Source organism: Stenotrophomonas sp. SMYL11, from assembly GCF_036320005.1.
In the GTDB taxonomy this organism is placed as follows: Bacteria; Pseudomonadota; Gammaproteobacteria; order Xanthomonadales; family Xanthomonadaceae; genus Stenotrophomonas; species Stenotrophomonas maltophilia_A.
Genome location: NZ_JAWIRS010000030.1, coordinates 1 through 842, shown reverse-complemented (window position 1 = coordinate 842; position 842 = coordinate 1). Strand labels below are relative to the sequence as shown.

Annotated in this window: 2 rRNA genes; both read left to right on the top strand. The window is 53.4% G+C overall.

Annotated features, from left to right (window positions below):
• The first annotated feature begins 8 nt into the window (after positions 1-8).
• Positions 9-123: ribosomal RNA gene (gene rrf, locus V3B46_RS21680) — 5S ribosomal RNA — on the top strand.
• A 501-nt stretch (positions 124-624) separates the two neighbouring features.
• A 16S ribosomal RNA gene (locus V3B46_RS21675) occupies positions 625-842 on the top strand; the annotation flags it as partial.

Sequence of the window (842 nt, the reverse complement as noted above, 5' to 3'; positions counted from 1 at the left end):
ACCGCCTCCCTGGTGAAATTAGCGCTGTGGAACCACCCGATCCCATCCCGAACTCGGAAGTGAAACGCAGCTGCGCCGATGGTAGTGTGGCTCAAGCCATGCGAGAGTAGGTCATCGCCAGGGTTTATACCCGAGAACCCCGCTGCATGCGCAGCGGGGTTTTCCTTTTTTTGCAGGCACCTGGTTTTGACCGGGGCTTGCGGCAACAACTTCACGAAGAGCTTCAAGTTCCTCAAACAAGTTGTTGACAAAGCTGAAAGGCCTGCCATAATAGGCGGCTCGCAACGACGAAAGGCCTTCGGGTCCAACGACGAGGCAGCATCGGCAACAACGTCCACTCCGGTGAGGCGACCTTGAAAAAAGGTGTTGACGAAGCGGAAAAGCCGGCTATAATGGGCGGCTCGCTACGAAGGAAACTTCGCAGCACACGGGAACGGCGCTGAGGCCGCTTCCCCGGATCTTTGAAAGTATGCGCAGGTATCTTGTGAAGGCGCCTGCAGGAAGGATGATTGTCCATCTTGCAGACGTTTGATCAAGCAACTATTAATTGTTTTAAAGCAAGCGATACGTTGCCAGCATCAATCATCTGCAGCTTTAAATTTTGATCTTCGGATCATGTCGTTTTAAGTGAAGAGTTTGATCCTGGCTCAGAGTGAACGCTGGCGGTAGGCCTAACACATGCAAGTCGAACGGCAGCACAGAGGAGCTTGCTCCTTGGGTGGCGAGTGGCGGACGGGTGAGGAATACATCGGAATCTACTCTGTCGTGGGGGATAACGTAGGGAAACTTACGCTAATACCGCATACGACCTACGGGTGAAAGCAGGGGATCTTCGGACCTTG